At 65.0% G+C, this 26,754-nt stretch carries 27 protein-coding genes; 2 read left to right on the top strand and 25 right to left on the bottom strand.

Annotated elements, in window-relative coordinates:
* Positions 1–123: 123 nt before the first annotated feature.
* The 6 genes from ACYQML_RS12940 to ACYQML_RS12915 all read right to left on the bottom strand — a co-directional run bounded on the left by ACYQML_RS12940 (position 124) and on the right by ACYQML_RS12915 (position 7,621).
* Positions 124–1,626: a carboxypeptidase M32 gene (locus ACYQML_RS12940; RefSeq protein WP_461233038.1), complete on the bottom strand. Its 1,503-nt coding sequence runs from the start codon at positions 1,624–1,626 to the stop codon at positions 124–126.
* Positions 1,627–1,676: 50 nt separating this feature from the next.
* Positions 1,677–2,993: a replication-associated recombination protein A gene (locus ACYQML_RS12935; RefSeq protein WP_056430586.1), complete on the bottom strand. Its 1,317-nt coding sequence runs from the start codon at positions 2,991–2,993 to the stop codon at positions 1,677–1,679.
* Between the two features lie 258 nt (positions 2,994–3,251).
* Complete coding sequence (locus tag ACYQML_RS12930) at positions 3,252–4,703, bottom strand: DegQ family serine endoprotease (RefSeq protein WP_056430390.1); 1,452 nt, start codon at positions 4,701–4,703, stop codon at positions 3,252–3,254.
* A gap of 73 nt (positions 4,704–4,776) precedes the next feature.
* Positions 4,777–5,529, bottom strand: coding sequence for a hypothetical protein (locus ACYQML_RS12925; protein ID WP_461233037.1), 753 nt, complete (start codon positions 5,527–5,529; stop codon positions 4,777–4,779).
* 171 nt (positions 5,530–5,700) lie between these two features.
* Complete coding sequence (locus ACYQML_RS12920) at positions 5,701–6,060, bottom strand: phasin (protein WP_461233036.1); 360 nt, start codon at positions 6,058–6,060, stop codon at positions 5,701–5,703.
* A 310-nt stretch (positions 6,061–6,370) separates the two neighbouring features.
* Positions 6,371–7,621: a glycosyltransferase gene (locus ACYQML_RS12915; protein ID WP_461233035.1), complete on the bottom strand. Its 1,251-nt coding sequence runs from the start codon at positions 7,619–7,621 to the stop codon at positions 6,371–6,373.
* A gap of 216 nt (positions 7,622–7,837) precedes the next feature.
* Here ACYQML_RS12915 and ACYQML_RS12910 point away from each other — a divergent pair, with 216 nt between their 5' ends.
* Entirely contained in the window at positions 7,838–8,020 is a 183-nt protein-coding gene (locus tag ACYQML_RS12910) for a hypothetical protein (protein WP_056430377.1), read from the top strand.
* Between the two features lie 73 nt (positions 8,021–8,093).
* On the opposite strand, the gene ACYQML_RS12905 is transcribed toward ACYQML_RS12910, so the two are convergent.
* The 19 genes from ACYQML_RS12905 to ACYQML_RS12815 all read right to left on the bottom strand — a co-directional run bounded on the left by ACYQML_RS12905 (position 8,094) and on the right by ACYQML_RS12815 (position 25,760).
* On the bottom strand, positions 8,094–8,897 hold the full coding sequence (locus ACYQML_RS12905) for a succinate dehydrogenase iron-sulfur subunit (protein ID WP_056430374.1): 804 nt from the start codon (positions 8,895–8,897) through the stop codon (positions 8,094–8,096).
* A 62-nt stretch (positions 8,898–8,959) separates the two neighbouring features.
* On the bottom strand, positions 8,960–10,780 hold the full coding sequence (gene sdhA, locus ACYQML_RS12900; protein WP_056430371.1) for a succinate dehydrogenase flavoprotein subunit: 1,821 nt from the start codon (positions 10,778–10,780) through the stop codon (positions 8,960–8,962).
* 28 nt (positions 10,781–10,808) lie between these two features.
* A complete protein-coding gene (gene sdhD / locus ACYQML_RS12895) occupies positions 10,809–11,222 on the bottom strand; it encodes a succinate dehydrogenase, hydrophobic membrane anchor protein (RefSeq protein ID WP_311274738.1) in 414 nt (137 codons plus the stop codon).
* Between the two features lie 11 nt (positions 11,223–11,233).
* The gene (gene sdhC, locus ACYQML_RS12890; RefSeq protein WP_056430365.1) at positions 11,234–11,635 is read right to left on the bottom strand and encodes a succinate dehydrogenase, cytochrome b556 subunit; all 402 of its coding nucleotides are present in this window, start codon (positions 11,633–11,635) and stop codon (positions 11,234–11,236) included.
* Positions 11,636–11,791: 156 nt separating this feature from the next.
* The gene (locus tag ACYQML_RS12885; RefSeq protein WP_461233034.1) at positions 11,792–13,114 is read right to left on the bottom strand and encodes an SLC13 family permease; all 1,323 of its coding nucleotides are present in this window, start codon (positions 13,112–13,114) and stop codon (positions 11,792–11,794) included.
* 159 nt (positions 13,115–13,273) lie between these two features.
* Entirely contained in the window at positions 13,274–13,909 is a 636-nt protein-coding gene (locus tag ACYQML_RS12880) for a response regulator transcription factor (RefSeq protein ID WP_207410580.1), read from the bottom strand.
* Complete coding sequence (locus tag ACYQML_RS12875; protein WP_461233033.1) at positions 13,906–14,454, bottom strand: hypothetical protein; 549 nt, start codon at positions 14,452–14,454, stop codon at positions 13,906–13,908. The genes ACYQML_RS12880 and ACYQML_RS12875 overlap by 4 nt, the downstream gene beginning before the upstream one ends.
* A complete protein-coding gene (locus ACYQML_RS12870) occupies positions 14,451–15,404 on the bottom strand; it encodes a YncE family protein (protein WP_461233032.1) in 954 nt (317 codons plus the stop codon). The genes ACYQML_RS12875 and ACYQML_RS12870 overlap by 4 nt, the downstream gene beginning before the upstream one ends.
* Positions 15,401–15,952 carry an SRPBCC family protein gene (locus ACYQML_RS12865; protein WP_461233031.1) on the bottom strand — a complete coding sequence of 184 codons (552 nt, stop codon included), beginning with the start codon at positions 15,950–15,952 and terminating at the stop codon, positions 15,401–15,403. Before ACYQML_RS12865 ends, ACYQML_RS12870 begins: the two co-directional genes overlap by 4 nt.
* Positions 15,953–15,955: 3 nt before the next feature.
* Entirely contained in the window at positions 15,956–16,945 is a 990-nt protein-coding gene (locus ACYQML_RS12860) for a vWA domain-containing protein (protein WP_461233030.1), read from the bottom strand.
* Positions 16,942–17,496, bottom strand: coding sequence for an MxaK protein (locus ACYQML_RS12855; protein ID WP_461235722.1), 555 nt, complete (start codon positions 17,494–17,496; stop codon positions 16,942–16,944). The genes ACYQML_RS12860 and ACYQML_RS12855 overlap by 4 nt, the downstream gene beginning before the upstream one ends.
* A gap of 194 nt (positions 17,497–17,690) precedes the next feature.
* Entirely contained in the window at positions 17,691–18,731 is a 1,041-nt protein-coding gene (locus ACYQML_RS12850; RefSeq protein WP_461233029.1) for a vWA domain-containing protein, read from the bottom strand.
* A gap of 57 nt (positions 18,732–18,788) precedes the next feature.
* The gene (locus tag ACYQML_RS12845) at positions 18,789–19,709 is read right to left on the bottom strand and encodes a nonribosomal peptide synthetase MxaA (protein ID WP_461233028.1); all 921 of its coding nucleotides are present in this window, start codon (positions 19,707–19,709) and stop codon (positions 18,789–18,791) included.
* Positions 19,710–19,717: 8 nt separating this feature from the next.
* Complete coding sequence (locus tag ACYQML_RS12840) at positions 19,718–20,590, bottom strand: DUF58 domain-containing protein (RefSeq protein WP_461233027.1); 873 nt, start codon at positions 20,588–20,590, stop codon at positions 19,718–19,720.
* Entirely contained in the window at positions 20,587–21,618 is a 1,032-nt protein-coding gene (locus ACYQML_RS12835) for an AAA family ATPase (protein ID WP_461233026.1), read from the bottom strand. The genes ACYQML_RS12840 and ACYQML_RS12835 overlap by 4 nt, the downstream gene beginning before the upstream one ends.
* 110 nt (positions 21,619–21,728) lie before the next feature.
* On the bottom strand, positions 21,729–22,019 hold the full coding sequence (locus ACYQML_RS12830; protein WP_207410594.1) for a methanol dehydrogenase [cytochrome c] subunit: 291 nt from the start codon (positions 22,017–22,019) through the stop codon (positions 21,729–21,731).
* A 90-nt stretch (positions 22,020–22,109) separates the two neighbouring features.
* Positions 22,110–22,700, bottom strand: coding sequence for a cytochrome c(L), periplasmic (gene moxG, locus ACYQML_RS12825; RefSeq protein ID WP_056430336.1), 591 nt, complete (start codon positions 22,698–22,700; stop codon positions 22,110–22,112).
* 88 nt (positions 22,701–22,788) lie between these two features.
* Positions 22,789–23,637: a methanol oxidation system protein MoxJ gene (gene moxJ, locus ACYQML_RS12820; protein WP_461233025.1), complete on the bottom strand. Its 849-nt coding sequence runs from the start codon at positions 23,635–23,637 to the stop codon at positions 22,789–22,791.
* A gap of 239 nt (positions 23,638–23,876) precedes the next feature.
* On the bottom strand, positions 23,877–25,760 hold the full coding sequence (locus tag ACYQML_RS12815) for a methanol/ethanol family PQQ-dependent dehydrogenase (RefSeq protein ID WP_420604569.1): 1,884 nt from the start codon (positions 25,758–25,760) through the stop codon (positions 23,877–23,879).
* A gap of 569 nt (positions 25,761–26,329) precedes the next feature.
* Here ACYQML_RS12815 and ACYQML_RS12810 point away from each other — a divergent pair.
* Entirely contained in the window at positions 26,330–26,632 is a 303-nt protein-coding gene (locus ACYQML_RS12810) for a hypothetical protein (RefSeq protein WP_461233024.1), read from the top strand.
* Positions 26,633–26,754: the final 122 nt, after the last annotated feature.

The raw sequence follows: 26,754 nt of genomic DNA, 5'->3' as shown, positions 1-26,754 counted from the left end.
GCTCGGACGATTGTTTCGGCTGTGAGCATAGCGCCATGGCGGCAGCGGCAAACCCCGAGGGACGTCCGATCCCGCGAAGGATCGCCACGCAGCAACCGATTCGCAACCAGCCGATGCGAGCGTTCAGCCTTCCCCGAGATAGCGGTGGCGCAGGTGGCGCATGTAGTCTTCTGCGCCCAGGGGCTTGCCGGTGGTGGCAACGAGCAACTCGTCCGTCTCCAGGAAACTGCCGCGTCCGTGCACGTTCTCGCCGAGCCAGCCGCGCATGGCGGTAAAATCGCCCTCGGCCAGATCGGCTTGGATTCCGGGCAGGTCCTCACAAGCGGCGCGGAAGAACTGCGCCGCCGCCATGGCGCCTAGGGTATAAGTCGGGAAATATCCGAAACTGCCCCCGGGCCAGTGGATGTCCTGCAGGCAGCCGAGCCGGTCGCTCGGTACCGCGAGACCAAGTAGCGAGCGCATGCCTTCATTGAATGCGCCCGGCAGATCGGTGATTGCGAGATCACCGGCGATCATCGCGGTTTCGAGATCGTAGCGGAGGAGGATGTGAGCCGGATAGGTCACTTCGTCGGCATCAACTCGGATCAGGCCCGGCTCAACTCGCGTGTAGAGGCGGTGCAAGTTGTCGGCATCCCAGGCGCTTCCCTGCCCGCCGAACGCCTCGCGCAGCCGAGGTGCCAGGTAAGCGCAGAACTCGGCTGAGCGGCAGGCCTGCATCTCGATCAGCAGCGACTGGCTTTCATGCAGGCTCATCCCCCGGGCGTTCCCCACGGGCTGGTGGAGCCATGTGGCCGGCCGACCCTGCTCGTAGAGCGCGTGGCCGGTCTCGTGCAGCACGCCCATCAGGGCGCGGGTGGCATCGGTCTCGTCGTAGCGCGTGGTGATGCGCACATCGTTGGTGGCGCCGCCGCAGAATGGATGCAGGCTGATATCGAGCCGTCCGCGATGAAAGTCGAACCCGGCGGCGCGCATCAGCGTCAATCCCAGGGCCTTCTGCGCCTCCACCGGAAACGGCCCGGGAAGCGGGATCGGTGTCGGCAGTGAAGCCTGACGATCGCGGATCACTTCAATCAATCCCGGCAGGATCGCGCGAAGCTCGGCGAAGAGCGGATCAATCGCCGCCTGGCGCATGCCGGGATCGTAACCGTCGAGGAGGGCATCGTAGGGAGCAAGCCCCAGGGCCGCGCCCTTCGCCTCCCCGACCTCCCGCTGCAGCCGCAGGGTCTCGGCGAGATGAGGCGCCAGCATCGCGAAATCGGATCCTGCCCGCGCTTCCCGCCATACCATTTCGGAGTGGGACGAAGCTTTGGAGCTCGCGGCGACGAGATCGCCCGGCACGGCGGACGCATGATGACAGGCTCGTCGCATCTCGCGCAGATTAGCGCGCTCCCACGTCCCGAGGCCGGTCTCGTCGTCTGAGGCCTCCGCAATCAGGTCGCCGGTCTCGGTGCCAGTGAGAATCTCGTGGGCGATGACCCGCAACTGCGCAAGCTGTTCTGCCCGACCCTCTGCGGCGCCGTCCGGCATGAACGTCTGGGCGTCCCAGCCCAGGATGCCGGCCGCATCGTCGATGGCCCCGATGCGGGCGAAGCGGGTGGCGAGGCTCTGATAGGCATTCGTGGTCATGGTTGGCCTTCCTGCTTGACGGAGCGCCGCCCTAACACCGGACGTCGCGGTCAGCGTTCCTCATCACGACGTTGCTTTCGCAAGGCCTCCCAATGGGCAAGGCGGTCGCCGTAGCGGGTTTCCATGCCACGGTCGGTGGGCTCATAGAAATACTGGCGGCCCAGCGCCTCGGGCCAATAATCCTGGCCCGAGAACGCATCCGGCTCATCATGGTCGTAGCGGTAGCCCTCGCCATAGCCGATCTTGCGCATCAGCTTGGTGGAGCCGTTGAGGATAGTCCGGGGCGGCGGCAGTGAGCCGTGCTCCTTAGCCACTCGCGTCGCCGCCTTGTAGGCATTGTAGACCGCGTTCGATTTCGGCGCGCAGGCGAGGTAGACGGTGATCTGGGCGAGCGCCAATTCCCCTTCCGGCGAGCCAAGGAAGTCGAACGCATCCTTGGCGGCGGTGGCAACGACCAGGGCCTGCGGATCGGCGAGCCCGATATCCTCCACGGCCATGCGCACGAGGCGCCTTGCGATGAAAAGCCTGTCCTCGCCTCCGTCGAGCATGCGGCAGAGATAATAGAGCGCCGCATCGGGGTCGGAACCACGCACAGTCTTATGCAGTGCGCTGATGAGGTTGTAGTGCCCCTCCTGGCTCTTGTCGTAGATCGGCGCCCGGCGCTGGACGATCTCCTGCAAGGTGGCAGCGTCGAAGATCTCGTCTCGCTTGGCAGAGCGCCAGACCTCTTCCGCCAGGGTGAGGCAGGCCCGTCCGTCACCGTCGGCCATGCGGACGAGGACGCCGCGCGCATCTTCGTCCAGTGGCAGCGAACGCCCCGTCAATTCCTCTGCCCGGACCAGTAGCTTGGCAATGGCGACGTCGTCGAGCGAGCGGAACAGCAGGACGCGGGCGCGCGAGAGAAGCGCGGCGTTGAGCTCGAAGGAAGGGTTTTCGGTAGTGGCGCCAACGAGCGTTACGGTTCCGTCTTCCATCACGGGAAGGAAAGCGTCGAGCTGAGCTCGATTGAAGCGGTGGATCTCATCCACGAAGAGCAACGTCCCCTGACCCATCGCCCTGCGCTGGCGCGCCGCCTCGAAGACCTTTTTCAGATCGGCGATGCCGGAAAAGATCGCCGAGATCTGTTCGAACTTGAGGTCAGTCTCGTGGGCCAGAAGGCGGGCCACCGTGGTCTTGCCGGTACCCGGCGGCCCCCAGAATACCAGTGAACCGAAGGATTTGCCGTTCAGGAGCCGGGTCAGCGATCCGTCCGGTCCGGTGAGGTGCTCTTGTCCCACCACCTCGGCGAGGGAGCGCGGACGCAAACGGTCCGCAAGCGGGCGAGGCGCATCGTTCTGCAGACCGGCGGAGGCGAAGAGATCGGACATCGACGCATAGAAGACGCGGGCTGCGCCATCCCGCAATCTGGAAATGACCTCGTCCCCGCGTTTCGGTGGACTTGCCGTCCTGCCTAACAGTTAGGATGCCGAGCAAAGATCGGATCGGCGCCTCGCACGTCTTCCTCATATGGGCATCCAGCGAATCACACGCGATCCCGGCCTCCTATGACCAACGTTTAATTCGCCAGGGCACGCCTCCGGAGCCCGGTGCCCGAGGATACCGGCTGCGCGGACTGAATGAGGCCTCTAGCCTCCGAACACCGAGGTCAACACTGTGCCGCCGCGATTAATCGTAATCTCCCAAATGCCGGGATTGGTCCGGATCAGGCGCTCGAGATCTTTCGTGGCGGTCACTGGGGCTCCGTTGATCGCCACGACCACGTCTCCGACCTGGAGTCCGTTGCGAGCCGCGATGGACCCTTCCTCTACGGACGAGACCGCTACTCCCTCGGAGGCGAAATCCTTCTGCAATTCTTCCGCGACGGCCGGCGAAGTGTTGACCAGGGTGGCGCCGAACATGGGCGAGCGAGTGCGCAGCTTCACCGCCTCGCGTGGTCGTGTCTCTGGAGCCGAGGCGAGTTTGACCGAAATCGTGGAGCGGGAGGTGCCGCGCAGGATGCCGAACTTGGCACTTCCGCTGATTCCCTTCAGGGCAAAGCGGTAACCAAAGGCTTCCGGATCATCGACGACTTTGTCGTCCACCGTGAGGATCAGGTCACCGCGCTTCAGCCCGGCCTCTTCGGCCGGGCTTTTCGGCTGCAGGCTCGCCACCAAGACTCCGGTCGGATGGTCGAGGCCCATGCTCTCGGCGATGTCCGGTGTCACGTTCTGCACCCGCGCCCCAAGCCACGGGCGGCGTACCGTCGTGGCACCACCCTTGGCTGTCTCGACCACGGCGCGAACCATGCTTGTGGGGATGGCAAAGCCTATACCGTGGCTTCCGCCGGATTGTGAGTAGATCGCCGTATTGATGCCGACGAGCTGCCCTTGCAGGTCAACGAGAGCGCCGCCGGAATTGCCCGGGTTGATCGCCGCATCGGTCTGAATGAAGAATTGGTAGTCCGAAGACCCGACCTGGGTACGCGCCACGGCCGAGACGATGCCCTGCGTCACTGTCTGGCCGACGCCGAACGGGTTGCCGATCGCCATCACGAAGTCGCCGACCTCCAGCGCCTCGGAATCCCCCATCGGCATTGGCACGAGTCCGCCAACGGGGCTCTTGATCTTGATGACGGCAAGGTCAGTGCGGGGATCGCGCAAGACGATACTGGCCTCGAACTCCCTTCGGTCGGAGAGCGAGACACGAACCTCATTCATGTTATCGATGACGTGGTTGTTGGTGATGACGAGCCCAGATTCATCCACGATGACGCCGGACCCCAAGGATTTCTGTGCCCGCTCGCCCGGCATGCCCTGGCCACGACCAGAGCCTTGCTCGCCGAAGAACCGGCGCATGAACTCGTCCATGGCGCTTCGCGACGTGCCCCGTTGCTCCACATGCGACGCGTAGACATTGACCACCGAGGGAGCGGCTCGCTTCACCACCGGCGCGAAAGAAAGATGGACTTCGCCCTTCGAGCCGGGAACGATCTTGGCCGGAACGTGCGTTTCCGGCGTCTTCATCATCTGCGCTTGAGCGTTTGGCGAGACGACGATGGACGCCGTGACGAGGCAGGCGAGCAGCGGCCGATGAATCATCGCGATCTCCCGGATGGTAGGCGCAGACAGCGGAGCCGCTGCGGAATCCGAGATATCTAGACGCGCCGGGGCGTCAGCGCGAGGGGTGTCCGGGGCGTCGAAGCGTGTCGGCGATGCGGCCCGCGCGGCGGGCAAGACTCGCAATGCAGCTGAGAGAGGCATCGGCTGCCCGTTGCATTTCATTCACTTGGAGACGGAGAGCATCAGCGGGGTTCTTTGCCGCCGATAAGGCACGCCAATGCGCAAGAGTGGCAATGCTCTCGTTGCGGACATAGGTCGCCAGCGTATCGTTGGCGGCGGTTATTTCCTTCAATGCCGAGGGGGTCTCAATGGTTGGCGACTGCGCGGCAAGATCTTTCGCCGAGGCGATCGCACTCTCAATCTCGGCAGGCAGGAGAGATGCGAGTTCCTCCTCGTGCTCCGTTCGCGCCTCGCCATCGCCGGCATGTCCTGGCGCATCATCTTGCGCGGCGTTGGATACGTTTACGGCGGCAGGCGCGTGGACTTCGGATGCCCCATCCTCCGCGAGCGTCTCTGCTATGCCGGAATGGAGCTCCGTCACAGACTGTCCGGCCGTCAAAGCATCTGAAGACACGGTCTCCAACAGGGGCGCGATGACCGGGGTAGAGCCGTCAGGCAGAGATGCCCCGACCAAGGCAGAATCGATACTCGACGATTGATAGGTCGGAGCCACCTCGAGCGACTTCGTTACGATATCCGGCGCTTCGGCTGTCGTCGGAGCGGCGTCCGCATTGGCAGGCTGGGTCGATCGATTGGCTTTACTTTTGGGGCGCTCTACGGAGCGTGCTGGTCGGCGTATTGCCATGATTCGCGTCCCCTTCATCCATCGTCGGACATGCATCGCCAGGTACCGGCCGGCACCCTCCGCGGTTCATGCCGGAACTCCAGTTGGACCGCATTTACTGCGCCGACACCATACCGCTTCTCCGGTTTGCGCGCGAACCGGCAATCGGCCAGTCCGCGCATGGAGGCAAATTCAGGCGCCTTTGGTCGCTTTCTGCGCCAGGGCGCCGAGATCCTTGGCCTGGGTCTGAATCACGGCAATCTGGCTGTGCAGGAACGCGCTCTGCAACTCGAACGCTTCCTTCACGTCGCGGGTACGCACCAGCTTTTGAGCGAAGTCGAACGTCGAGCTTGCATTCGCCTGGACTTGGTCAAGGCCCTTGGCGATCACGGACTGGATCGTCTCATGCACCGTGTTGGACGATGTCTGAAGCTGTTCGGCGGATTTGACGACCGTGCCGAGCAGACTGCTCACGGCAGTCCGGGCCTGACTGACGCTCTTCTCCGCGAAGTCGCGAAGCTCGGCAGGAATCCCGTAGGTTGGCGCGTTCATGTCGTTCCTCTCTGAATGAGCGGTGGCGACACGGGATGACGCGCCGCACTATCGATATGTTGCGCTGCAATATGGAAGTCAAGATGGGGCGTTTAGCGGAGCCCACCGGTAGCAGTGCCATCCCGGTGTTGGATTCAAATTAGCGGGATGCCGAAGGATTTGAGCATGCAATGTAGGCCAGCAAGTCAGGCATTGTGAAATATGACGTCCGCAGTAACGATTCATTGGCGGCTGTGTTGAGCATGTTGGGCTTGAGGATGATCCTTTTCGATGGATCTCACGTGGGAGCCGACGCACAGGTTTTCTGCAGCTATCGATGACTTGGTGTTTCTAAGACATCGGGCGTTGCAGGCGATACGTTTCGGGTGATCCTTCGATAGAGGCGGACAAGTGCATCGGCATGGGCGTCGATCGACATCGGCGCGTTCCAATATCTAGCGTGAGCGGAACGCCCGAGCGTCTCCGCTGTCATCGCGTCGAGATTTCGGAAAGCCGCCGCGAGCGTTGTCCGCTCCGGTGCGACTACATAACCGGTAACGCCGTTGACGACTTTCTCGGCGGCACCGGAGCGGTCTGACGCGATGACAGGAAGCCCGGTCGCCAAAGCCTCGTAGACGGTGAGAGGTCCCGTCTCGTACCACCGGGACGGCGCGGCCACGGCACGCGCACGTTGAGCAAGGATGGTCCATACCTCGTCGGGAGAGCGCCATCCCAGCATTTCCACATGCGGCTGCACGCTCAGTTCCGTCTCTAATGGTCCAGTTCCGATGAAGAGGGCCGGCATGCCGGCATCGCGTGCTGCCTCGGCGACGAGGTCCGCGCCTTTCTCGCGCGTCAGGCGACCTACATAGGCAATAGCTGCCGCCCCAGCCGGGTTGGCCCGTACTCCCCTTTCCACCCGGACGGGATTGTCGACCCGATGATGCGTCACGGAGAACGAGCCTTGCAGATCGTCAGCGCGGCGGAGGCTGGCATCGCAGACATGGACCAGATCGAGATGGCGCCGTCGCAAGGCACGGCTTTGAACGACGCTTCGCCCTACCCGGATGGCCTTGTGAAAGCGGCTTCTTGGATCGCAAGGCGCTACGACACAGGACTTTGAGAGTGGCTTCAGTCCACATGGGCGATCCTGGTCGAACCGGTAATAGACGCCGTTGGGGCAGGAAAGAAAGTAATCGTGCAACGTCACCGCCACGGGGACGCCGCTGTCGAATAAGACAGGGAACACGCTGGGTGAAAGGCTCCGGGTCCATTGATGCAGGTGGATAACGTCTGCTGGCCTCGGGAGGCTGCGAAGTATGGAGCGCAAGCGTGCGGCGGATTGCCAATTCCAAAGGCCAGACAAGGCCGCCTCCATAGGGGGGCGACTCCAGATGTCTGCATTGCCGAGGGTAATGTGCCGGATGTTCGGATGATCGAGTAACGGATCCGCCGCGCCGTCGATGGCTTGGATGTATGTAATGTCGATCCCCGCCCTAGCGAGGCCGTGCGCAGATTCGACCGCCACCTTTTCAGCACCGCCACTCGCTACGGCGAACTCGGCGAGGATCACGATATGCATGGCGCGCCCGATCCCTCGGCCAGCTCGAGGATCCCATGAGGCTCCGGCCGGTATGGCCAAGGTAGCGATGATCGACTCATTTCCGGTAAACGCCACCGTCGCACAGACGAGCCGCTGTACCGCCAGCGATGAAAGGGATCGGGCGTCGTTCCATCCGCGTTTGTCGAGGTGAATGCGCAACCCCGGTGATGACCGGGCAAGCACCAGGAGACGCTGATGTCCGACCCGAAGCCAAAAGCCACGTCCGATGCCGACGAGAAACCTCGCGTTGACCCGGCGCGCGGCGGTGACAAGACGAATCCCGGTAATAACCAGGATGAGATGAGCGAACGACTCGATGAAGCTTTGGAGGAGACCTTTCCTTCAAGCGATCCGGTCTCGGTAAAAATCACGAAATAGGGCTACGAATAACCAAAGCCGAGATGTTGGGCATCTCGGCTTTGGTAGCGGTTCGGTGTCGTGGGCTCAGGTATCAGATTTCGCGCGACACCATCATCTTTTTGATCTCAGCGATGGCCTTTGCGGGATTGAGGCTTTTCGGGCAGGCATTGGCACAATTCATGATCGTATGGCAGCGATAAAGCCGGAACGGGTCGTGAAGAGCGTCGAGACGCTCGCCGGTGTTCTCGTCACGGCTGTCGATGAGCCAGCGATAGGCCTGTAGAAGCGCAGCGGGACCCAGAAAGCGGTCGCCGTTCCACCAATAGCTTGGGCAGGACGTGGTGCAGCAAGCGCACAGGATACATTCGTAGAGACCATCGAGTTGGGCACGGTCCTCCGGGGTCTGCTTCCACTCACCTTCGGGGGCCGGTGTCTCGGTTTGGAGCCAGGGCTCGACCGAGGCATGCTGAGCAAAAAAGTTGGTCAGGTCGGGTACCAGATCCTTGAGGACCGGCATGTGCGGGAGCGGGTAGATCCGCACTGCGCCGGTCTTCTTACCCTTCGCATGCTCCTGGCATTCGTCGATGCCCATGGTGCAGGCGAGCGCGTTCTGACCCTCGATATTCATAGCGCAGGAGCCGCAGATACCCTCACGGCAGGAGCGGCGGAACACCAACGTCGAATCGACCTTGGCCTTGATCCACAGGAGGGCGTCGAGAACCATCGGCCCGCAATCGTCGCGGTCGACTTGATAGACGTCGACACGCGGGTTGGCGCCGTCATCCGGATTCCAGCGATAGATCCGGAATTCCTGAAGGTTGTTGCCCCCGGTCGGCCGAGGCCAGGTCTTGCCCTCGGTAATCCGGGAGTTCTTGGGTAGGTTGAATTGGGCCATGGTTCGGCGTGCCTAAATCCGTCTCGTGAGTACCATCGTCGGGAGCGACCGCAGCCGCTTTCCTAGTAAACGCGAGCCTTCGGCTCGATGTATTGGATCTCGTTGGACATGGTGTAGGTGTGGACCGGACGGTAATCGATGTTCACCTGCTGAGATTTGTCGTCTAGCCACGACAGCGTGTGCTTCATCCATTCCTTGTCGTCACGATCGGGATAGTCCTCGCGAGCATGAGCGCCGCGGCTTTCCTTGCGGTTGGCAGCCGATTCCATGGTGACGACGGCTTGACCGATCAGATTATCGAACTCGAGCGTCTCGAGCAGGTCGGTGTTCCAGATCAGCGAGCGATCGGTGATCTTGATGTCGGCTTCGCCTTGCCAGACCTTATGGATCAGAGCCTTGCCTTCTTCCAGAACCTCGCCGGTGCGGAAGACCGCGCAGTTGTTCTGCATGGTCTTCTGCATTTCGGCGCGCAGTTCCGCCGTCGGCGTGCCGCCATCGGCATATCGGAAGCGGTCGAGACGACCGAGCGCCTTGTCGGCCGAATCCTTAGGCAGGTCCATCTGGCGACGGCCCGGCTCGACGATCTCGGCGCAGCGTAGGCCGGCTGCGCGGCCGAACACCACCAAGTCGATGAGGGAGTTCGAGCCGAGACGGTTGGCGCCGTGCACCGAGACGCAGGCAGCTTCACCCAACGCCATCAGGCCCGGCACCACCGTGTCGGGGTTGCCGTTCTTCAAGGTCAGTACCTCGCCGTGATAGTTCGTCGGGATGCCGCCCATGTTGTAATGTACGGTCGGCAGGACCGGGATCGGCTCCTTGGTGACGTCGACGCCTGCGAAGATTTTGGCAGATTCTGAGATGCCCGGCAGGCGCTGGTGCAGAATCGCCGGGTCGAGATGGTCGAGATGAAGGTAGATGTGGTCGTTTGACTTACCGACCCCGCGCCCGGCCCGGATCTCCATGGTCATCGAGCGTGAGACCACGTCGCGCGAGGCGAGGTCCTTCGCGCTTGGAGCATAGCGCTCCATGAAGCGCTCGCCCTCGGAATTGGTCAGGTAGCCACCCTCGCCGCGGGCACCCTCGGTGATGAGGCAGCCGGCGCCATAGATGCCCGTAGGATGGAACTGCACGAATTCCATGTCCTGCAATGGAAGGCCGGCGCGTAGCACCATCGCGTTGCCGTCACCCGTACAGGTATGGGCCGAGGTTGCCGAGAAATACGAGCGTCCGTAGCCGCCGGTGGCCAGGATGGTCATCTGGGCACGGAAACGGTGGATTTCACCCGAGGCCTGATCGATGGCGATGACGCCGAGGCAACGGCCCTCCTCGTCCATGATCAGGTCGAGGGCAAAGTACTCGATGAAGAAGTTGGTATGGTTCTTCACTGCCTGCCCATAAAGCGTATGGAGCATAGCGTGGCCGGTGCGGTCGGCCGCCGCGCAGGTGCGCTGTGCGGTGCCTTTGCCGTAATCGGTGGTCATGCCGCCGAAGGGGCGCTGATAGATTTTGCCTTCCTCGGTGCGGGAGAAAGGGACGCCCCAATGCTCTAGTTCATAGACGGCGGCGGGCGCATTACGCACTAGGTACTCGATGGCATCCTGATCGCCGAGCCAGTCCGACCCCTTCACGGTGTCGTACATGTGCCAGCGCCAATCGTCCGCGCCCATATTACCAAGGGAGGCAGAGATTCCCCCCTGCGCCGCCACGGTATGCGAGCGAGTTGGGAAAACCTTCGAGATGCAGGCCGTGCGGAGACCAGCCTGAGAGCAGCCCACCGTGGCGCGAAGACCGGCCCCGCCGGCGCCGACGATCACCACGTCAAAGGTGTGGTCGATGATGGAATAGGCGGGCGCACCGTTGCCGCTGGTTCCGTTGGTGGCCATGGGCAGATCCTTCGGGTTCGTGGGCGGGTCAGACGAGCTTGCCGAGGCTCACGCGCAGGATCGCGTAGAGGCAGGCAACGGCGACGACGACCGCATAGGCATTGTTGGCGAACAGGCTCAAGAATTTCAGTCCCTTGTCGTGGACGTAATCCTCGATGATGACCTGCATGCCAATCCTCATGTGGAGCGTGACCGAGATCACGGCGAGGATAAGAACGAGTGCAACGAGCGGGTGCGACATCAGCGCGACCGCCTCGGGGTAAGGCCGATTGGCCATCATTGCGACGATGACGACAAAGCCGAGCATCAAAGGCGCGTTGGAGGCGGCGGTCAGTCGCTGCTGCCAAAAATGCCCTGCGCCGTGGCCGGAGGCGCCGAGACCCTTCACCCGCGCACGCGGGGTACGCATGGTCACGTTCGTGTTCTGACGGTTGTCTACCATGGAGTCGCTCCTCAGCGCAGGACGAGGGCGAGCGCCCAGATGAGGACGGTCAGGATCACGGAGCCGATGAGGGTCGCGCGAGCCAGACCCAATCGCTGCTCACGGTCGAAGCCGTAGCCAAAATCCCAGATGAAATGGCGCAGGCCACCGAGCATGTGGTGCATCAGGATCCAGGTGTAGGCGAAGAGGACCAGCTTCCCGATGATGGAGCCGAAGAACCAAGCGACCCAGCCGTACGCAGCCGAGCCGGAGGCAAGTGCGACAAGCCAAATTGCTACCAGGGCGGTTCCACCGTAGAGAGCGGTACCGGTGACGCGATGGAACACCGACATCGCCATGGTCCAGGTCCAGCGGTAGATCTGGAGAAAGGGCGAGAGCGGCTGCGCGATCGTGGGTCTGACGGTGGGGGCCATTCTGCGAAAGTCCTCGGCACTTTGGGGCCAATGCCAGCAGGTATGCTGCTCAGATTGGACCGTCTCTAAAGGGGTAAGGGCCATGCGCCAATGCGCAAGCCGGTTAGATGTGCATTGCGGTGTGACACACTCACATGATCGTCATTCGGCTCGTCCTCATGGAATATGGCCGAGAATACGCCACCAGAGGTAGTCGAGCGGCGTTACAATGAGCAGTGACGACAGACCGACTACGAGTGTCAGAATGGTCGCCGATCGGAGCGGTACCCGGCCGAGATCCATTGCCATCACGATGGGCGGAGCCTGGTAGGGAAGGAACAGGGTCGAGTATCCGACGACCTGGATCATCACCACGCTCGCGAGGTCCAGACCGCTCGCGCGGGACATCTCACCGGCCAAGGCCGTGTAGAGGGCGGGAGCGCCGTTGGCTGTGACGGCGATGGCAAAGAGCGCCGCAACGATCGTCAGCACGCCGAAATTCTGTGCCGATGCTCCGTGTTCCAGCGGAGCTACGGCAAGTAGGACATGGCCTAACCGAGCGCCGAGACCCGTCTCATTGATCACGGCGACCAGCCCGAGGAGAGCGGCCACGTAGAAGCAGGTTCTCAGGTTCACTGCGCCAAAGGCTTCCGCCGGAAGGACGCCGACGCGCGGCAGGAGGCAGATCACTGCTGCGATCAGCCCGATCCAGGCCGGGGCGATATGGTGAAGGCTGTCCGTCACCCAGAAACCCAGCGTCAGTGCCAGGATGATCGTCAATCGCACTTCCGGCGCGGAAAAAGCTGGTCCTGTCTCGCCGATACCGATGGTGGCTGGGCTCATCCGGTCTGGAAAAAGGCGCACGATGACAGCCACCAGAAGGATCCCCTTCACACCGGCGAGGATCGGCGCGTGGAGCAGCAGATAGGGCAGGTAGCCGACATGCAGGCCGTATTGGGTCTCCGCCGTGCCAGCCATGACCAGGTTGGGGACGTTGGCGGGGAGGATCGCCGCTGAGAGCAATGGTGTCGCCAGGGCTACGGCGAGGACCGCGCCGTTTCGCCCGGGGCGGCCAGGCTCCAGGCCGAATGCATCACAAAGGGCCAGAACCACCGGGATCAACAGGGCGATGCGCCCGAGATTGGACGGCATGACGAAGGCAAGGGCAAACGACAGGGTGACGATGACCGCTACAAAGCCGGTATAGGATCCGGTCAGCCGGCCCGCGAGGCTTCGCGCCAAGCGAGTGCCAAGGCCTGTCCGGGTGATCGCGAGACCGACTACCATCCCGCTCAGAACGAGCCAGAAAGCGGATGATGAGAAGCCAGAAAAGACCGTCGCTGCAGGAGCGAGCTTGAAAAGCATGGCTGCGGCGAAGAAAATCATCGCCGTTACCACTTCGGCCACGATGCCACTTGCCCACAGACCCATGCAGACGGCGAGCAACAGCGCGGTCACGACCATCGTCCAATCGCCTGTCAGGGTGGTCGCCGCCTGCATCTGCCGGGAACGCTCCGCTCGGGCTGTGAAAAGCGGTTGCCCGGTATCGTCGGAGGGGACAGTGCTCTCGAATTGGAGTGGTTCGCAATTCGGATATCGCTGACCGTTCCTTCGCCAAGGGCGAAGGATCGTCGCGCTGCATGGGTCTCAGGCCATCGTTCAGCGCAATCGATTTTCCTGATCTACCGCGATACGAATGAGGTCTGCCAGCGTGCTGACACCGAGCTTCTGACGCATGGCGGAGCAGGTGTTGAGAACCGTTCGGTACTTGATAGATAGCGCGTCGGCGATGCTTTGATACGAGGTGCCGCGGCTGAGGAGCGAAAGGATTTCGCGCTCGCGACTGCTCAGATCAGCCAGGGGCGAGCGACGGGCTCCGGCCTGCAGCACTGCAATCTCCACGGCGAGGTCGTGATCGAGGTAGCTACGCCCGGCGCGTACCGCTTCGAAGGCCTTGAGGAATTCCGCTGTCCGAACATCCTTGAAGACGTATCCGATGGCGCCGCTTTCCAAGGCGCGCGAGACGATGATCGGGTCGTTGTGCATGCTGAAGGCGAGGATCCGCGTGTCCCGCGCGAGATTATGGATGCGCCGGATCAGCGAGAGGCCGGACAATCCCTCGCCCTGCAAACTCAGGTCGGCGACTACCATCTGCGGGCGCAGGCGGTGGAAGATCCGGTAGGCGGACATGATGTCGGTGGCCTCATGGATCGTCTCGACGCCCGCATCCTCCATGAGGCGCCGGAAGCCGCGCAGGACCACGGGATGATCGTCCACGACGAGGACGGCCGTCATTGCCGGTTCTCCCGTTCACGGGGGGCTCGTCCCTCACCCTGGAGCGAGTAACGCTCCTTCAGCCTCGCCAGCGCCGTCGCCCGGTCGGCTCCCTGCTGGCGGGTGTTGTAATAGTGCTGGCACATCTCGCCGAAGAGCTGCTTGCGGTGGGTGGCGGCGGCGACCTCCTCCAGCCCGTCGAGTAGATCGGCATAGGGTTCGGGCTTTCCCGCCTCGGCCAGCATCTCGCCGAGCTGGACGATGCGGTTGGCCATCATGCGCGGATCCTCGATGAAGACCTCCTTGGCGCGAGCGAGGCTGTGGCGGAGATGCTCTGTCTGCGAGCCCACCTCCGCGGCGGGCCTGCCGATCTCGCGGCTCGCGAGCCACCGGGCCGGCTCGGTCGGGTCCGTATGCGAAAGCCAAGCCGGAACGTCGGCGTCGGATTTCGTGGCGACGAGGGCCTGATCCTCGGTGCTCGCGGCCTCGCCGCCGGCCTCGTCACCCTTGTCGCAGGCCGTGAGGGCGAGGGGGAGGCACAGGATCGCGCGCGTGACCCGTTTCATCGCACCGCCTCCGGGTTCGAGCCGACGGCGAGGCTGCGTGGCCCCTCCGCCACGGGGATGCGGGCGGTTTCCTTCGACGATTTCAGGTCGATGACCGAGACCGAATCCGAGAACCAGTTCGCCACATAGGCGAAGGCCCCATCGACGGCGATCCCTTCGGGGTAGCGCCCGACCGGGATCGTCGCCTTGAGGCCGAGGCTGCCCGAGTCGAGCACCGCTACGGTGCCCGCCTGCTGGTTGGTGACGAGGACGAGGCTGCCATCCTCGCTGGTCGCGACGCCGTAGGGCATCCCGCCGATCTTTACGGTGGCCGTCACCGTCAAGCTGCCCGTGTCGACGACGCTCAGGTCGCCGCTGCGCACATTGCCCACGTAGAGCCTGCCTTCGTCCGGGCTCAGCCCGAGGGCGAACGGCCCCTCGCCCACCGGCACCGTCGCCACCCGCTCCATGCGCGCGGTGTCGATGACGCTGACCTGCCTGCTCTCGCGGTCGGCCACGTAGAGCCGGCCCTTGCGGTCGAGGACGAGGCCGGCCGGGTCCTTGCCCACGGGGCAGTCGCCCTCGACGGCGCCCGTCGATGCGGAGAGGCGGACCACCCGTCCCCCGGCCCAGTCGCCGACGAAGAGGCTCTCGCCATCCGCCGGGGCGGCGATGCCGAAGGCCTGTCCGGGAAACGGCAGGCGCCGCAGGACGACACGGGTTCGCCCGTCGACCACGTCGATCCCCGCGTGGTCCGGTTGACTCAGGTAGAGGCGGCCGTTCGGTCCGGCCGCCACCTGCGCGATCCCCTGCCCCACCGCGATGGTGGCCGCGACCGTGGTGGCCCCGGCCTCGATGCGGCTCAGCGTCCCGGCTCCCTGGCTCGCCACATAGACGGGCCCGGCCTCCACCCGAGGGTTGGAAAGCGTCAGGACGAGACCGGCAAGGAGCATCGGGCGCAAAGGTCTCATCGCGCCGTCTTGCCCTCCAGGCGCGCCTTCAGACCCTTGAGCCCGTTGCTGAAATAGAGGTTCATCGCATCCTTGCCGGCGGCATCGCTGAGCTCCTCCGGCGGCTCGTTTCCGGTGTCGCCGCGATAAAAGCGGCCGAGCCACTCGACCTTCGAGCCCTCGCCGTCCGGTGAGACGGTGATCGTCGCCGAGTAGGAGGAGACCGGCAGCGCCTTCAGGTCGGCATCGCCGAGGCGGTAGGAATAGCTGCGCTTGGCCGCGTCCCACTCGTCGAGGCCTTCATCGAGGGTGCCGCCGTTCTTCAAGGTCAATGTACGACGACCGCCCGAGGCGTTGCCGCCGGTGCCGACGCTTTTCGCCACGTCCGGATGCCAGTTCGAGATGCCGGCGAAGTCGCCGACCACGGCCCAGACGGCATCGGGCTTTGCCGCGATGGCGAAGGACTGGTCCACCTTCTGCGGCGTCGGGCCGTGCGCGAGAGCCGTGGTTGCGAGGAAGGCGGTGGCTGCCAGGGGAGCGAGGAACGCGGACGGCAGGGCAAAACGCATCGATCAGACCTTTTTTACCAGGACAAAACGGCCGGCCCCGAACAGAGGGGCGGCGAAAACGGCAAGGATCAGCGCGAGGGCGATCCCGCCGAAGACGGGGCGCAGGTCGAGGCTGCCCGGGAGCGGGCGCGGGGTCGCCGCGCGGACCAGCGCGGGGCCGACCCCGGGAGGGCCGTCGAGATGGGCGTAGGTCAGGCCCGTCGCCTGAGCGAGGGTCTTGAGGTAGGCCTCCCGCACCGAGGAGAGATGCTCGGTGCCGGAGGCCGCCGCAGCGCCGAAGGGGGCGTTGCGCGGGTTGTAGCCCTCGCGGCTCTCGGCATCGGCGGGGGGCGGGCCGAACCGGTTCTCCTGCTGGACGTCGCCCGAGCCATAGAATCCGGTCTCGCGGCCGCGATCGTTGTAGCGTGGGATCGGCGACAGGGCGTAGGCCCCCGCTCCGACGATGAGGCCGCGCACGGCGCCCGGCTTGCCGTCGAAGGCGGGTCCGCCGGTGCTGGGCAGGGGCGGCGCTTCGTGGCCATCGGTGATGAAGACGAGGTCGGTGCCGAGACTGGCCGCCATTTCCACCGAGCGGAACAGCCCGGCCGAGATCCGGCTGTCGCCTTCCCAGGCCATGCGCCAATCCAGGGCGTCCAGCGCACCGTCCAAGGGGGCGAAATCGGCGCAGACTTCGATGGGGGTGAACAGCAGGAACGGCCGGCGCTCGGTGAACAGGCCCAGTGCCACCCGCGACCCGCAGGGCAGCGAGGTGACGAGTTCGCGTAAGGCGGCCTTCGCCGTCTCCAGACGGCTCTGCGGTTTGCCGTCCGCGCCGACGTAATCGCGGACGTTCATGCTGCCGGTGATGTCGAGGACCGCCAGAATCTCGACGCCGTTGCGGGTCAGCGGCAGGGGGCGAGCCACGAAGGTCAGCCCCACGAGCGCCAGTGCGGCGGCCAGGAACTGGAACCGCCGGTCCCGCAGGTTTCGCCGGACGAGGCCGGGCGCTCTCATGGCTCGCCCCGCGGCTGGCCGGGGATCTCGGTCCAGATCTTCTTCGGTTCGGCCTTCAGCTCGTCGCCGGTCTTGCGATCGAATTCGGGAAAGTCGCGGAGCAGGCGCGAGGCCACGTCGAGGTTGAACTTGGCGTCCCAGAGGTCCGGCCGGCCCTGGAGCGCGCGCCGATAATCCTGACGGGCCAAGGTGATGAGCGGTCCGGCCGGATCGAGGTTGCTCCGTTCCAGATGGTCGAAGGCTTGGCGCAGGCGGGCATTGCCGAGCGCATAACGGGCGCGAGCGGAGAGGTCGGTCTCGCCCCGGCGGTCGAGGGATTCGATCAGCGGCTCGATCTCCTCGGTCACGCCGCGACGGGCGAGGTGCTGCACCCGCGCCAGCAGGAGCGGAGCCGAGGCGTCGAGGGAGACCGGGACGTCCTTGCCGGCCGCGAGGGCCGCGATCGCGGCGTTGTCGCGCGCTGCCCGCCAGGCCGCCGCGCCGAAGCCGAGGGCCACGAGAAGCAGGAGGATCGGCACGGCGAGGAGGAGGTGCGGGCGGGCGCGGCGCAGGGCGTCGCCCAGTCCGGCACCGGCTCCCCCACCCCCCTCTGCGGGAGAGGGTGGCCCTCGCGTCAGCGAGGGTCGGGAGAGGGGAGCGCGCTGTCCAGAGAGGTCGCCCCCTCTCCCGGTCGCTCCGCGACCACCCTCCCCCGCAGAGGGAGGAGGGTTGGCGCGCTGCGGCGATATTGGTTTCACAAACGCCTTCATGCGGCGAGCCTCTGCGGCTGGGGAGCCGGCGCGGCGGAGGCGGAAACCACCGGCCGGCGCAAGCTGAGATCCGCCTCGGCGAGCTTGGCCGCGACGAGCAGGATCAGGCCTAACAGGCTGATTCCATAGGCCCATCCCGCGAGGTCGCGCCGTGGCCGCTGCTCGATATAGGGGATCGGGTCGCGCTCCAGACGCTCGATCTGGCCGATGGCATCGGCCACCGCCTCGGCGCCCTCGGCCTCGAAGGCGCGGTATGGGATGCCGAGGCTCTTGAAGAACAGATCGAGATGACGTTCGGGCGCGGCCTGAGGGGTGTCCTCGCCCGATGGCCGGTCGGAGATGGAGGGCGAGCCCTTCGTCCGCAGGAAAAGCCAGTAGAGGTTCGGACGAATACGCGAGAATTCGGCGCGCAACGTCCCCTGTACACGGGGATCGATCACCGCAGCGCCGTCGGAGACGATGAGCAGGGCGCGCGAGACGTTGGCGGTACTGGCGCCGAACTGCGAGAGCGCCATGCCGAGGCCGCGCGCCACGTTGGTGTAGTCGAGGCCCGGCCGGTCGATGGCGGCGATGGCCGCGCGGACCGCCTCGTGCCGATCGGTCATCGGCACCACCAGCATGGGGGCCGTGGAGAAGGCCGAGACGGCGAACTGGTCATGGGCGCGGCTGCCGACGAACTCGCCGAGCAGCCGGCGCGAGGCCGCCGCCTTCGATTCCTCGGCACCGGAGGGCTGCAATCCGGCGAAGGTCTCGTTCATGCTTCCCGAGCGATCGACCAGGATCGAGACCTGGGCCCCGATGCCGGTCCGGGTGATGGTCTCGCCCTGGCGATAGGGGCCGGACAGGGCGACGACGAGGCCGCCGATGGCGAGGATGCCGGCGAGGCGCAGGCTCCAGCCGATGAGGCGCGACAGGCCGTCGACGGGGCTGGCCGCGATGCTCGACAGCGGGGTGACCCGCTGGCTCGACGCGGCGAGCGGCAGCAGCGCCAAAGGCAGCAGCCACAAGACCCAGGGAAAATCCGCCATCAGGCGCATGACACCACCGCCATCAGACCCATGCTTCGACCGCCATCGGACGGGTTTTCGGCTCGTTCATGATTGCCGCTCGATGGCGGTGAGTTTCCGGGTCAGGGCGACGACGTCGGCCAAGGGCAGACGCTGCATGGCGGCGGCCGGACCGGGTCCGAAGAAGCTGTGACGCGACGCGTCGAGGAAGGCGGCGAGGCCGGCCCGTTCCCGCGCATAGGCGGGATGGCGGGTGAGGAAGGCCGGCAGGTCGTCGGCCAGGACCCGGCGCCCGTCGGTCTCGTCCAGCGCCCCGTGAAGCGCGAGAAGCGCGGTCTCGTAGGCCGCCTCGTCCTCCCTCCGTCCGGCGAGGACGCGCAGGCGGCGCAGGCACGCGGCAAAGGCGCGTCCTTCGCGCTTGGCGAAGGGCCACCATGTCCGGTCCCAGGCGAGACCCGCGAAGGCCAGAAGGGCCATGGCCATGAAGCCGGCGCCGCCGACGACGAGGGGTTGCGTGTCGAGGGAGGCGACCCGCCCGTCCGGACGCAGGTAGTTCCTCGGGTCTTCCTGAGCCGGCGGCTGGACCTCGCGCAGGGGCGAGATGTTGAACGACCACGGCGGAACCTGGGCCTTGGCCGTGGTCGCGCCCGTGTCCGTCTCGCTTACGAAGGTGACGACGAAGCCGGGGATCTCCAGGGGGCGAGCATCGAGGGCGGCGTAGAAGTTCTGGTAGGTGAGATCGAGGCGCACCCGGCTGCCGCCGCCCACGGATGCCTGCGTGACCGCGACGGTGCGAAGGTCGAGCCAATAGGTGATCGCGCCGGGCTGGGGCAGCGAGGCGGCCTGCAGGGCAAAGCCCGGCTCGACCACGATATCCACCTGGGCGCGGACGAGATCGCCGAGGAAGTAGCCGAACGGGCGCGGCGTGCGCACCTCGACGGTCCGCACCTGGGACTGGGCGGCGAGCGACGAGCAGAGCAAGAACAGGAGCGGGGCGAGGCGGCGCATGGGATGCCTCAACTCGCCAGGAGGTGACGGCTGATCGCGTCCGGGTCGAAACGGCCCGCGAGGCGGAAAGGCGGTCGGCCATAGGTGGACGCGATTCGGCGCAGGGTCTCCTCCCGCTCCGCTTCGCGCGCGATCCAGCGGCGGCGCAGGCTCGGGCGCATGAAGACCAGGCGACGGCCCGCACCTTCGAGATCGTCGAGTTCCATCAGGCCCCATTCGGGCAGGCCGTCGTCCTCGGCGGAATCGGCCAGGACGACCGGCACGAGGTCGTGGCGCGACAGGCTCGCGAAGGTCTCGGCGATGAGTGCCTCCGGCCAGCGGAAATCGGAGACCAGGAACACGATCTTGGGACGGCCGACGAGGCGGCGGGCCGCCTGCCCCATCCCGTCCGCGCGGTCGCCGGTACAGGCGGCGTCCGTCAGCCGGGAGACCACGTCGCCGGCAATGCTGCGGCGACGGCTCGCGGGCAGGAACACGTCCTCCCGCAGGGTGGCATCGCAGCCGACCAGGCCGAAAGCGTCCCCGATGCGCGTAGCCGAGGCGGCGAGGCAGCCGCAGAAGGACGAGACGAGCCCCATCCTGTCTGCCTCGCCGGAGAAGCGCATGGAAGCGGAGAGGTCGACCAGTGCCCAGATTTCGAGCGCCGTGCGGCTCTCGAACCGCCGGACGTAGGTGCCCTCGAACGGGTCGCGCAGGGTGGCGCGGACGTCGATGCGGCGGGCATCCGGCATGCGCAGGAACGGCACCTGGTCGCGGAAGGTGCCGAGACCGCCGGCATCGCGGCCGCGATGGGCACCCGCCATCGTGCCGGGAACGCGGCCGCGCGGGCGGTAGACGATGTCCGGCGTCGGCTCCTGGGGCGTTCTCTCGGGCGCCGTCACGGGGCGGGCACGGTGTCGAACACGGCGCGGCAGAGCTCCGGCACGATGGTGCTGCGGCGCATCTCGTAGATCGGCTCGAGGAAGACGCGGTGGGCCATCACCTCGGGGAAGATCGCCCGGATGTCCTCGGGCACGAGCCAGTCGCGGCCCTCCAGCCAGGCGCGGACGCGGGCGGCGCGGACGAGGAAGGCGACGCCGCGCGGCGAGGCCCCGCCCTGGATCAGCGCCGACATGTCGATGCCGGGAAGGCGGATGCCGGCCTCGTGCGGGCGGACCAGGGCTTCCCACAGGCCGACCACGTAGGCCTCGATGGCCGGACTCGCCTGGATGCCGTGCTGGATCGCCGCGCCGATCCCGGCCATGGCCGCGTGATCGAGGACGCCGCCGTCGATGCCGGCGATGAGGGCATCGGTATCGTGGAAGCGCGGATCGAAGACGAGGGCGCGGCGCGCCTCGGCATCGCGCGGGGCGTCGAGCCCAATCTCCATCAGGAAGCGGTCGCGGGCGGCGGCCGGGAGCTCGAAGGTTTCCTCGCGCTCGACGCGGTTGCGGTCGGCGAAGACCTGGAGGTTGGGGAAACGGTATTCGCGGTTAAACGCGGTCAGGCTGCGCTCGGCCATGAGGCGGAGCAGGAGCGAATGGACCTGCGGACGGGCGCGGTTGATCTCGTTGAAGAAGAAGATCGAGAGGTCTTCGGATTGCCGCAGCACCGGCCCCGGCTCCACGCGCGGGCGGCCGTCATCGGCGAGGTAGGTGTGATAGATGAGGTCGGACGGCATCATGTCCACCGTGCCCTCGATGCGCTCGTAGGCGCCGCCGAGCGCCCGCGCCACGGCGCGCAGCAGGGTGGTCTTGCCGACGCCGACATCGCCTTCCAGCAGCACGTGGCCCCGGGCGAAGAGAGCGATGGTGAGAAGCCGGATCGCCCGGTCCTGGCCCACCACGGCGCCGCGGACCGCGCGCTCGAAACGGCCGGCCGCCTCGCGCCAATCGGTGAGCATCGCGTCGCCGGAGCGGATGTCGTTCATGGGGTTTGCCTTTGAGGACAGCGGCCGCGATCCCCGGACGGAGCGGTCCAGGCGCCTGAGGGGATCGCGGTCACCGTGATGGCCGCCCAAAGCGATGGGCGGCGACGACGTCAGTTGGAGGAGATCTTGGTGACGTCGTATTCGAACTTGCCGGTCTTCTTGGCGGCTTCGATGCGCTTCTTGTTGCGCTCTTCCATCTGCTTGATCGAATCGGCCTGCTTGTTCAGCTCTTTCGGATCGTGCTTCGGGTCGTATTTCGTGCCGGCGATCTTCTCGGGGAAGCCGGGCTTGGGCTGCCAGCAATCGCCGGGGGCCTTGCACTTGGTGCCGTCATAGGCGAGCGCGGGAACGGCGAGCAGCGCGCCCGCACCGATTGCGAGAGCCGTGATGAGTGTCCGCATGGTCGTTTCCTCTGGTTTGATTGTTACGGCGTTCGCCGCTTCTCGCTCACCGCGCGAGGCATCCTCGCGCGACGTGACTTCCCAAGACTGCTACTCCAGCGGTGGGCACTGGCCCGGAGCGTCCTTGGGGAAGGTCTCGCCCTGCTTGTAGGGCGTGTATTTCTTCTTCTGCTCGTCGTTGAGCCAGACGGCGTCCTTGACCGGGCCGGTATAGAGGTGCCGGATCCAGGCGATCGTCTGCAGCATCTCGTCGGGCGTCAGGTTCTCGTTGTGCGGACCCATCATGCCGTTGGCGCCGCCGAAGATGGTGGCGAACAGGCCGGTATCCTCGGTGTTGGACGGATAGGTCCAGTAATTGTCGTTGAGGCCGGGGCCGAGCTTGCCTTCGGCGAGGTGCCCGTGACAGCCGGAGCACGAGGTCGCGAACAGCGATTCGCCGTTACGCAGGCACGACTTGTCGTCGATGTAGAGGTTCTTGCCGGTCTGGAAGAACTCCTTGACGGCGGGAGTGTCGCGCCCGCCTTCCTTGCCTTCCGAGACGTTCAATTCTTCGCCGGTCACGGTGTTGCGGAAGGTGATTCCCGTCGAGGGGCCCGCGGAGGGCTGGGCCAGGGCCGCCAGACCGGCGGAGGCGAGGCCGAGCCCGAGAAGGGCGGCGAGGACACGGTTCGTGTGACGCATCAATTTGCTCTGTTTATCCCCGGACTTGCGGCCGAGGTGGGCGTACCGGTGCTCAGCGCACCGGCGACGCGGGACAGGGTTCGGAGGATCAGTTGGAAACGGGGGTGACGGGCACGCCGTCCTGGCGGAGGATCGCCTCGATCTGCGGGCGAGCCTTGGCGATCGCGGCGTCGAGGGCCGTCTTGAGGGCCTGGTCGTCGCGGCGGACGCCCATCGACTGGTCGAAGCTCTGCGGCACCTTCTGGCCGTCGCTGCGCACCGTATCGTCCGGCACCGGATTCATGCGCAGGGGCTGGCTCGAATCCTTGACGTAGCGGGCGACGTCCGGCGCGAAGGCCACGGCGACGTCGGCCTTGTTGGCGACGACTTCGCTGACCATCCGGGCCGGGTCGATCTGCGTGTAGGTGTTGCGGGCCGCGCGGAAGTTCACCAGCGAGTAGAGGTAGGCCATGTCCTCCTCGTAGCGGCCGATATCCTTCAGCATTGCCTCGCCCGGCGTGCCGAAACCGACGACCATGTGGTCGATCGTTTTCAGGCGCGGATCGGACCAGGACTTGATGTCGAGGTCCCGGTCGGCGCGGGTGATGAAGACGTAGCCGCTGCGGTAATAGGGCTTCGTGGTGAGCACGCGCGGGTCGTCGCTGTCGAGGCCGACCACCACGTCGCAGAGCTTCTTGTCGAGACTGTCGCGCACGAGATAGATCGCGGCCTTGTCGGACCAGACGAACTGCGCCTTGCGCCCCATGGCCTCGGCGACGGCGGAGACGATGCGGTTCTCGAGCCCGGAGCCGTCCTTCATCGAGAGCGGCGGCTGGTTGGCCGCGCAGACCCGGAGCACGGTGTCGTCGGGCGCGGATTTCGTATCGGCCTGCGCGAACGCGGCACTGCCGAGGGAGAGGAGAGCCGCGACGGACAGGCATCCTTTGGCGAAGGACATGAGAGCGTTTCCGTTGTTTTTATGGGTCGGATTCTTTGGGATCGAGGCGCTGCGAACGGAGCGCCGCTCTCCTCCGCAGCGGATCTCGGGCCTGCCCGAGATCCGTCGAGATTGCGGGGAGGAGTTGGAGGTGGGGGTGGCTCCGCTGGCCTCTGCAGCCTGCGGGTCACCCAACCACCCCCACTCCTAACCTCTCCCCACAAGGGGGAGAGGGACGCGCTCGTTTCCCGATGCAGCCGTTACTTGGCGGCTGCGGTCTGGTACTCGCCGATGCTCGGATCGTCGTACGGACCCTTGCCGTTCAGCGAGAACACCATCACGCCGCCGCCCATCTGGGTGTAGTTGGCGAGCTTCTTGAACGCGCCCACCGCGCCGAGGCCGGCAGTTGGGTCCTGAAGGTCGAACACGAGGCCGACACCCGGCCAGCCGCCGACGCCGTAGTAGATGGCGACGTACTGATCACCCTTGTGGCTGTAGGTAATCGGGTAGCCGATGGCGCCCGACGGCATCTTGAACTTCCAGAGAAGGTCTCCGTTGTCCGAGTTGCGCGCCTTGATGTAGCCGTCCAGCGTTCCGTAGAACACGAGACCGCCGGCGGTCGCCGTCGTTCCGCCCCACACGGCGAAGCGCTCCATCTTCTCCCATTTGAACTCGCCGGTGATGGCGTTGTAGCCCTTGATCTGGCCCAGACCTTCGTAGTTCTGGCGATCGCCCTTCGGGCCGGGATACATGTTCAGAGTGGCGCCGACGAAGAACTGACCGGCACGGTAGGGAAGCATGAAGGGCTCCCAATCCATGCAGATGTGGTTGATGCCCATGAAGAAGAGCTTGCGCTCGGGATCGTAGGAATCGTGGCCCTGGTTGTGGTAGCCCATCGCCGAGGGACAGATGTCCTTGGCGAGGTGGTCCATGCGGGTGCCGTATTCGGGATCGCGCACCGGCTGGCCGGTCTTCAGGTCGACCGACTTGAACACGTTGACGGTGTCGTCGATCTTGTTGGCCGAGACGAGCGAGCCGTCCGTCCGGTCGAGCGTGTAGACGATGCCGTTCCGGTCCGGATGGGTCAGGAGCTTGCGGTCCTTGCCGTCCTTGTCCTTCTGGTTCGACAGCATCATCACGTTGACGCCGGCGTAATCCCACTCGTCGTGCGGGGTCTTCTGGTAGCCGAACTTGGCCTCACCCGTATCGGCGTCGCGGCCGAAGATGGTCATCGTCCACTTGTTGTCGCCGGGACGCATGGTCTCGTTCCACGGCGCCGGGTTGCCGGTGCCGAAGTAGATCAGGTTGGTGCCGGGATCGTAGGCGTACCAGCCCCAGTTGGTGCCGCCGCCGATCTTCCAGGCATCGCCCTCCCAGGTGGAGGTGCCGAGGTTCTTCTGGCCGTAATGGGGGTTCTTGATGTTGAAGTCGGAGGCCAGCAGCAGGTCCTTGTCCGGGCCGGTCGCGTAGGCGCGCCAGACCTGGGAACCGGTCTTCACGTCGTAGGCGGTGAGGTAGCCGCGCACGCCGAGCTCGGCGCCCGAGGAGCCGATGATGACCTTGTCCTTAACCACGTAGGGGGCGATCGTCAGCGTGGAGCCGACCTTGATGTCGGAATTCTCGACCTTCCACACCGTCTCGCCGGTCTCGGCGTTGAGCGCCATGACGTTGCCGTCGAGCAGGGTCTTGAGGATCAGCGCCGGGGTCTTTCCGTCGCCGGGCCAGTAGGCGAGACCGCGATTGACGAGATCGCAGCAGGCGACGGCGCGGGCGGCCGGGTTCTGCTTGGGCTTGTCCTGCCACAGGATCTTGCCCGGATCGTCGAGGGCGAGAGCAAAGGTGTTGTTCGGGAAGGAGGTGTGGATATACATCTTGTTGTCGACGACGACGGGCGCGCCCTCGTGGCCGTTGAGCAGGCCGGTCGAGAACGACCAGGAGACCTTGAGGTCCTTCACGTTCGTCGTGTTGATCTGCTTGAGCTTGCTGTAATTGTCCGAGTCGTAGTTCTTGCCCGGCATCACCCAGTTTTCATCGCTGTTCGACAGATCGATGAGCTTGTCGTTGGCCGAGGCGATCCCTGACAATCCGATCGGTGCCAGGGCCAAGACGGCCAGCACCGAGACTGAATTCAGTAACCTGTTCATTCTGCGTCTCCTGCCCTTCTGCCGCGTGCTCGACCCCAGGGGATCGGCCGCAGCCATTGCTTTCGCCGGTTCAGCAAACAGTCAGTCGGTCGATATTATGAACGTATTTATAAGAATAACCTGACGCTGGCCGCTCTTATAAAAGACTTATTACTGATCCATCGGCTAGCTATATAATCATTTGCTTTGCCTGCTGTCTTTAGCCACTTCAACCTTTTTTTACAGGACGATTTGGCAACTTGTTCCATGCTTTTATCCCTGTCCGGAGGGTGATCCTGGCCAAGACTTGTGGAAGAGCGACATAGGTGAACGACCGGTCTTTCCCTTTCGGTCGAAGCACTTGCTCTGTGGATTGAAGCACTTGCGCTGCAGGTTGGCCGTCGTCGGCCTCTCGGAGCGGTCCGGCGTTCGGTGGCGCAGAGGCACGGGAGCCGGACGATGCGCGGTCGCGATGCGCAAGGTTTATGCACAGTGTCGCAGCAGGAAAAGCGTCCTGTGCCGGTGAGCCTGTGCTTTACTCGTTGCCGACCAGCGCTAAACTGATGGTGGGTAGGAAACAAAAACGAGACATGCCGATGATCAGAAGAACAACTGCGCTCGTGATTTGCCTGATTGTCCTGCCGTCGATTGCCGATGCGGCACGGTTGACCATGGACGACAAGGTATTGCGCTGGCCCCGCGCTTCCACGGACGAGAAGATCGATTTCGCCACCCGCATGGGCAAGGCCTTCTCCAGCCTGAACGCCGAGCTCGACAAGAATTACTTCATCCGCTGCCTGGAAGAGACCGCGAATATCGGCAATCCGGGCGAGATCAAGCTGGAATCGGCGGTGAAGATGTGCGTGTCCGTGAAGAAGGACCCGCCGGAATAGGTGGTCCCCGCGGGGCCCTGCCCCGTGCGCGAGGCCGACGACATTCCGAACCGCCCTCCTCCTCGGATCGAGCGGCGATGGCTCAGCATCAGCATCGGTTCACATCACAGATGATTCCTGTC

The organism is Methylobacterium sp. CM6244 (genome assembly GCF_054817885.1).
This window is presented reverse-complemented; position numbering and strand designations above follow the sequence as displayed.

What these genes read in the sequence shown, in the direction of transcription:
- ACYQML_RS12835 (WP_461233026.1), bottom strand. Translation starts at nt 21,618, where the DNA reads ATGAACGACATCCGCTCCGGCGACGCGATGCTCACCGATTGGCGCGAG.
- ACYQML_RS12810 (WP_461233024.1), top strand. Translation starts at nt 26,330, where the DNA reads ATGCCGATGATCAGAAGAACAACTGCGCTCGTGATTTGCCTGATTGTC.
- ACYQML_RS12845 (WP_461233028.1), bottom strand. Translation starts at nt 19,709, where the DNA reads ATGCGCCGCCTCGCCCCGCTCCTGTTCTTGCTCTGCTCGTCGCTCGCC.
- ACYQML_RS12830 (WP_207410594.1), bottom strand. Translation starts at nt 22,019, where the DNA reads ATGCGGACACTCATCACGGCTCTCGCAATCGGTGCGGGCGCGCTGCTC.
- ACYQML_RS12940 (WP_461233038.1), bottom strand. Translation starts at nt 1,626, where the DNA reads ATGACCACGAATGCCTATCAGAGCCTCGCCACCCGCTTCGCCCGCATC.
- ACYQML_RS12920 (WP_461233036.1), bottom strand. Translation starts at nt 6,060, where the DNA reads ATGAACGCGCCAACCTACGGGATTCCTGCCGAGCTTCGCGACTTCGCG.
- ACYQML_RS12885 (WP_461233034.1), bottom strand. Translation starts at nt 13,114, where the DNA reads ATGCAGGCGGCGACCACCCTGACAGGCGATTGGACGATGGTCGTGACC.
- ACYQML_RS12930 (WP_056430390.1), bottom strand. Translation starts at nt 4,703, where the DNA reads ATGATTCATCGGCCGCTGCTCGCCTGCCTCGTCACGGCGTCCATCGTC.
- ACYQML_RS12925 (WP_461233037.1), bottom strand. Translation starts at nt 5,529, where the DNA reads ATGGCAATACGCCGACCAGCACGCTCCGTAGAGCGCCCCAAAAGTAAA.
- ACYQML_RS12860 (WP_461233030.1), bottom strand. Translation starts at nt 16,945, where the DNA reads ATGAGAGCGCCCGGCCTCGTCCGGCGAAACCTGCGGGACCGGCGGTTC.
- ACYQML_RS12880 (WP_207410580.1), bottom strand. Translation starts at nt 13,909, where the DNA reads ATGACGGCCGTCCTCGTCGTGGACGATCATCCCGTGGTCCTGCGCGGC.
- ACYQML_RS12915 (WP_461233035.1), bottom strand. Translation starts at nt 7,621, where the DNA reads ATGCATATCGTGATCCTCGCCGAGTTCGCCGTAGCGAGTGGCGGTGCT.
- ACYQML_RS12865 (WP_461233031.1), bottom strand. Translation starts at nt 15,952, where the DNA reads ATGCGTTTTGCCCTGCCGTCCGCGTTCCTCGCTCCCCTGGCAGCCACC.
- ACYQML_RS12815 (WP_420604569.1), bottom strand. Translation starts at nt 25,760, where the DNA reads ATGAACAGGTTACTGAATTCAGTCTCGGTGCTGGCCGTCTTGGCCCTG.
- ACYQML_RS12850 (WP_461233029.1), bottom strand. Translation starts at nt 18,731, where the DNA reads ATGCGCCTGATGGCGGATTTTCCCTGGGTCTTGTGGCTGCTGCCTTTG.
- sdhA (WP_056430371.1), bottom strand. Translation starts at nt 10,780, where the DNA reads ATGGCCACCAACGGAACCAGCGGCAACGGTGCGCCCGCCTATTCCATC.
- moxG (WP_056430336.1), bottom strand. Translation starts at nt 22,700, where the DNA reads ATGCGTCACACGAACCGTGTCCTCGCCGCCCTTCTCGGGCTCGGCCTC.
- ACYQML_RS12875 (WP_461233033.1), bottom strand. Translation starts at nt 14,454, where the DNA reads ATGAAACGGGTCACGCGCGCGATCCTGTGCCTCCCCCTCGCCCTCACG.
- ACYQML_RS12905 (WP_056430374.1), bottom strand. Translation starts at nt 8,897, where the DNA reads ATGGCCCAATTCAACCTACCCAAGAACTCCCGGATTACCGAGGGCAAG.
- sdhD (WP_311274738.1), bottom strand. Translation starts at nt 11,222, where the DNA reads ATGGTAGACAACCGTCAGAACACGAACGTGACCATGCGTACCCCGCGT.
- ACYQML_RS12870 (WP_461233032.1), bottom strand. Translation starts at nt 15,404, where the DNA reads ATGAGACCTTTGCGCCCGATGCTCCTTGCCGGTCTCGTCCTGACGCTT.
- sdhC (WP_056430365.1), bottom strand. Translation starts at nt 11,635, where the DNA reads ATGGCCCCCACCGTCAGACCCACGATCGCGCAGCCGCTCTCGCCCTTT.
- ACYQML_RS12935 (WP_056430586.1), bottom strand. Translation starts at nt 2,993, where the DNA reads ATGTCCGATCTCTTCGCCTCCGCCGGTCTGCAGAACGATGCGCCTCGC.
- moxJ (WP_461233025.1), bottom strand. Translation starts at nt 23,637, where the DNA reads ATGTCCTTCGCCAAAGGATGCCTGTCCGTCGCGGCTCTCCTCTCCCTC.
- ACYQML_RS12910 (WP_056430377.1), top strand. Translation starts at nt 7,838, where the DNA reads ATGTCCGACCCGAAGCCAAAAGCCACGTCCGATGCCGACGAGAAACCT.